Source organism: Bradyrhizobium sp. P2_E8 (assembly GCF_056403875.1).
Genome location: NZ_JBFUES010000648.1, coordinates 1 through 4,431 on the forward strand (window position 1 = coordinate 1; position 4,431 = coordinate 4,431).

Sequence of the window (4,431 nt, forward strand, 5' to 3'; positions counted from 1 at the left end):
GGCAGGTCGCGGTCGGTCCCGGCATAAGGAGATTGACAGGGGTGGCTTAATAAGGAAAATTTCTATTCATAATGAGCGCCAAAGAATTTTCTTATAATGGCCCCGGCCATGCGGCGACCCAGCTCCGGCATCTGACGATCCGGCAGCTTCGCTCGCTCGCGGCGCTTTCGGCCAAGGGCAGCGTGACGGCGGCCTCCGGCCATCTCGGGCTGACGCAGCCGGCCGTGACCCAGCAGTTGCGCCAGCTTCAGGACCTCGCCGGCCTGCCTTTGGTGCAGCGGACCGGCGACGGCATGCTGCTGACGGAGGCGGGCAAGGAGGTGCTGGCGCTCGCCGAGCGGGTCGAAGCCGCGATCATGGACTGCCAGGGCGCGCTCGACCTGCTCGCCGGGCGGACCGGCGGCACCGTGCATCTCGGCGCGGTCTCGACCGCGAAGTATTTCGTCCCGCATGCGATTGCGGCATTCACCAAGCGGTACCCGAAGATCGAGATCAGGCTGACCATCGGCAATCGCGAGGAGATCCGCGAGGCCATGCACGGCTACGACCTCGATTTCGCGGTGATGGGTCGGCCACCGGCCGACGTCAGCGTCGACGTCCGTCAGCTCGGGCGCAATCCGCACATCATCGTCGCGCGCAAGGGGCACTGGCTGGAGAAGGATTCCGGCCTCAGCCTGACCGACCTCGTGCACGAGACCTTCCTCACCCGCGAGCTGGGATCGGGCACGCGCACGCTCATGGAGGGCATGTTCCAGAAGTCGGACCTCGAGCCGGTCATTGGCATGGAGATGAGCAGCAACGAGACCATCAAGCAGGCGGTCATCGCCGGGCTCGGCATCGCCTTCATCTCGGCCCACACCGTGGCGCACGAGCTTGCCGAGGGCCGCCTGATCGTGCTCGACGTCGCCGGCCTGCCGATCGTGCGGCAATGGTACGTGATCCGCCGCAGCGACAAGGTGCTGCTGCCGCCGGCGCAGGCGATGTTCGATTTTCTGGGCTCGGAGGGGTCGAACTATCTGCCCGACGTGCCGGAGTTCGGCGAGCGCTAGCCCGCCGGTGTTCAGCCCATCAGCTTCATCGCAATCGTCGCCGCGAGAATGACGATGATCTGAAGCAGGCGCTCTGTCGTGAAGATGCGGTTGAAGGTGGTCATCGCTCGCCCCCGGCCGACGTGAAGGAGATCCGGGCAACTTGCTATCATGCGCAGGCGCCGAGGTAACCCCGTAGTCGCCACGGATTGCGCTCCCGACCAGAGCCGGCGATCGCCGATGTTCGCCGCCGACCTCCTTGCGGCGATGGTTAACGATCAGGCCGCGCGCGAAGCGGCGTAATCCATGCGCGTGGCGAAATAGGCTTCCAGTTCCGACAGCGCCCGCGCTTCCCAATCCCTCGCCTGCTCCAGCAGCGACCAGCTCTGGCCCGGGCGGAATGCAGCGGTCTGGCGATAGAGCGATGCGATGCCGCGATAGCGGCGCACGTTCTCCAAGATGGCGTGCCCGTTTGCTTGGCCGTTCATGTCCGAAAACTCCCTCGTCATTCCCGGGGGAGAAATTGCGGCCAAATCTTTTTCGAAAAGTTAGCGGCGCGCGCCAAGCGCGCGAATGGTTGCCGGACTGTTGCGCGGGCGCAACGTCGGCGCGCGCGCATCGCCGATTTATTGCGAATTCGTTGCCGCGCTCTCGCCCGAAGGCTTCAGCCCGCCGCGGCTGATGATCGACATCGTTTCGCGGCAGAGATCGGCAAGGCCGATCAGGAGCACGGCGAGGAGGCAGAACAGGTTGATGGAATCCGCATTGGCGCTGGATAGCGGGGTGAACTCGAAGAAGGGCGGAATGAACGCCCACCACACCAGCGGAACGGTGAGCAGCGCGGCGAATGCCGCCGCCGGCGCACCCGCGACAAGTCCGAGCACGAACAGGCTGGGCAGAAATGCCGCGAAATAGAGTTTTGCGCCGAGCGCGACGCAGATGCCCTGAAGCACCGCCGATAGTCCGACGACGACTAGTCCCAGCAGAAACGCCTGCCACGACCATGGCCGTACCCGCGGTACGGCAAACAGCCCCGCACGTCTCATCAGCCTCCCCCTGCCGCCCGTTAACCGGGCCTTGCGACCAAAGTACTACAGCGGCAGGAAAATCGCGAGGCGGAAAACGCATGCCCGGGCGTTTGGTAAACAGCCGCATCGCATGATTTTCACCGCTACTCGGTGGCCGCATAGAGCAGGCCCGCGACCGGCAGAGCGAGGCCGATTCCCGATGCGAGGGCCCAGCCGCCTTGCGCGAAGGCCCAGGCGCCGACCGCGGAGCCGGCAGCGCCGGCAGCGAAGAACGTCGCCATGTAGAGGCCGTTGAGGCGGCTGCGATGTTCGTGCCCGAGCGCGAAGATGGCGCGGAAGCCGAGCACCACGTTGCCCTGGACGCCGATATCGATGGCGATCGCGGCCACCACCAGGCAGGCCAGGTTCAGCATCGAGCCGGCCGCGCCGATATAAGTCACGAGGAAACCCGCAGCCGCGAGCAACATCGCAACCAGCGTCGCAATGCGGCTATGGCCGCGATCAGCGAGCCGTCCCGCGATCGGCGCGGCGAACACGCCGGCGACACCGGCGAGGGCAAACAGCGCGATGCCGCGCTGGGAGAAGCCGAACGCGCCGGCGAGCTGGAGTGGCGCGACCGTCCAGAACAGGGTGAAGCAGCCGAACAGGCTCGCCTGGTAGAGCGCGCGGCGCCGGAGCAGCGGCATGGTGCGCACCAGATGCGGCATCGACAGCAGCAGCGTGCCGTAATGCATGCGCGCGACGGGCTTGCGCGTCGGCAGYACCATCCAGAGCACGGCTGCGAGCACGATCATCAGCGCGGCGGAGGCGAAGAACACCGCATGCCACGACGACACGGCGGTGACGAAGCTCGACACCGGCCGCGCCAGCATGATGCCGAGCATCAGGCCGGTCGAGACGTTGCCGACGACGCGGCCGCGGATGGCCTCCGGCGCCAGATGCGCCGCATAGGGAATGATGATCTGCACCGCGACCGAGCCGAGCCCGATGAACAGCGCGGCGATCAGGAACGGCAGCGCGTGCGTCGCGAACGCGGCGGCGAGCAGCGCCGCGGCGCCGAGCGTGATGACGGAGCAGATCAGGGTGCGGTTCTCGACGAGATCGCCGAGCGGCACGATGAAGAGCAGCCCGGTGCCGTAGCCGATCTGCGTCATGGTGACGATCAGCCCTGCGGCGGCGTGCGACAGGCCGAGCGCAGCGCTGATCGGGGCGATCAGCGGCTGGGCATAGTAGATGTTGGCGGCGACCATGCCACAGGCCGCGGCAAGCACGAAGGTCAGGCGCTGCGACACCGCATCCGGCTCGGGCGCGGTCTCGATGGTGGCATTCATCGTCATTGACACGGTCTCCAGAGATTGGGAACGATCATTCCCTAATAAGCCAAGAATTCAGGCGAGCAGCTTCATCGCGACGCCGACGAGGCGCGTCCCGTCGAGCGGCAGGCGCGCCTTGCCGACGACGCGCATTCCCTGCGTGATGCAGATCATCAGCCGCGCGGTGTCGTCGGCCGCGACATGGCGGGGAATCGAGCCGTCGGCCTGGCCTTCGCGAATGAGGCCGGCGATGAAGCTCTCGTTGGTCGCGAGCTGCGCATTGACGCGGGCGCGGACCACCGGATCGACCGCGGAGAGCTCGACCGCGCTGCCGACCACGATACAGCCGCGGCGCCCCTCGCTGCCCTGGGAGTGCTCGACATAGGACAGCAGCACATGGCGCAGCCGCTCGCGGCCGTTCGCACCGCGCGCGGCCGCGCCGCGGGTCTGCTCCCGGCGCACCGTGGCGTAGCGCTCGAAGGCTGCGAGGAACACGGCATGCTTGTCGCGAAACGCCTTGTAGACGCTGCCGGTGGCAAGCCGCATCGCGGCGGTGAGGTCTCCGATCGACGTGGCATGATAGCCGCGCTCGCAAAACACCCGCACCGCCCCGTCCAGGGCAGTGTCCATGTCAAACTCCCGGGGACGGCCGGGTGGCTGAGCTATGTCTTGCGATCGTCGGGCGTTTTTTTGCATTGCGGGATAATAGGGAATGACTGTTTCCTAATCAAGACACCTGGTTGTGATCGGGGGAGAGACTGGCGGCATGCCGTTGCGCGGGGGTGACTGTAATGAAGCGGTGCTCGTTCCCTCCACCTCGTCATTGCGAGCGCAGCGAAGCAATCCAGAATCCCTCCGTGGAAAGACTCTGGATTGCTTCGCTGCGCTCGCAATGACGGAGTATAGGGCATCGGCTTCTCCTCCAAGTAGMATTGTCATTCCCCGCGAAGGCGGGGAATCCAGTACGCCGCAGCTTCTCGATTCAATCACCGCCGTCTCAGAGTACTGGATCGCCCGGTCAAGCCGGGCGATGACGCCGAGTGTGGGGCGAACTGTCTCCAC

General features: G+C 66.0%; 5 protein-coding genes. 1 reads left to right on the plus strand and 4 read right to left on the minus strand.

All coding sequences use genetic code 11. The features are described 5' to 3' along the window. The first annotated feature begins 71 nt into the window (after positions 1-71). Complete coding sequence (locus tag AC1D00_RS28705; protein WP_477012983.1) at positions 72-1,049, plus strand: LysR family transcriptional regulator; 978 nt, start codon at positions 72-74, stop codon at positions 1,047-1,049. Positions 1,050-1,306: 257 nt separating this feature from the next. Here the strand turns inward: AC1D00_RS28705 and AC1D00_RS28710 are convergent, their stop codons facing one another. The 4 genes from AC1D00_RS28710 to AC1D00_RS28725 form a co-directional block, all read right to left on the minus strand. Next, on the minus strand, positions 1,307-1,516 hold the full coding sequence (locus AC1D00_RS28710) for a hypothetical protein (protein ID WP_477012984.1): 210 nt from the start codon (positions 1,514-1,516) through the stop codon (positions 1,307-1,309). A gap of 138 nt (positions 1,517-1,654) precedes the next feature. Beyond that, positions 1,655-2,074, minus strand: coding sequence for a DUF4118 domain-containing protein (locus AC1D00_RS28715; RefSeq protein ID WP_477012985.1), 420 nt, complete (start codon positions 2,072-2,074; stop codon positions 1,655-1,657). A 125-nt stretch (positions 2,075-2,199) separates the two neighbouring features. After that, complete coding sequence (locus AC1D00_RS28720; protein WP_477012986.1) at positions 2,200-3,393, minus strand: MFS transporter; 1,194 nt, start codon at positions 3,391-3,393, stop codon at positions 2,200-2,202. A 51-nt stretch (positions 3,394-3,444) separates the two neighbouring features. After that, positions 3,445-3,999: a TetR/AcrR family transcriptional regulator gene (locus AC1D00_RS28725; protein WP_477012987.1), complete on the minus strand. Its 555-nt coding sequence runs from the start codon at positions 3,997-3,999 to the stop codon at positions 3,445-3,447. Between the last annotated feature and the right edge of the window lie 432 nt (positions 4,000-4,431).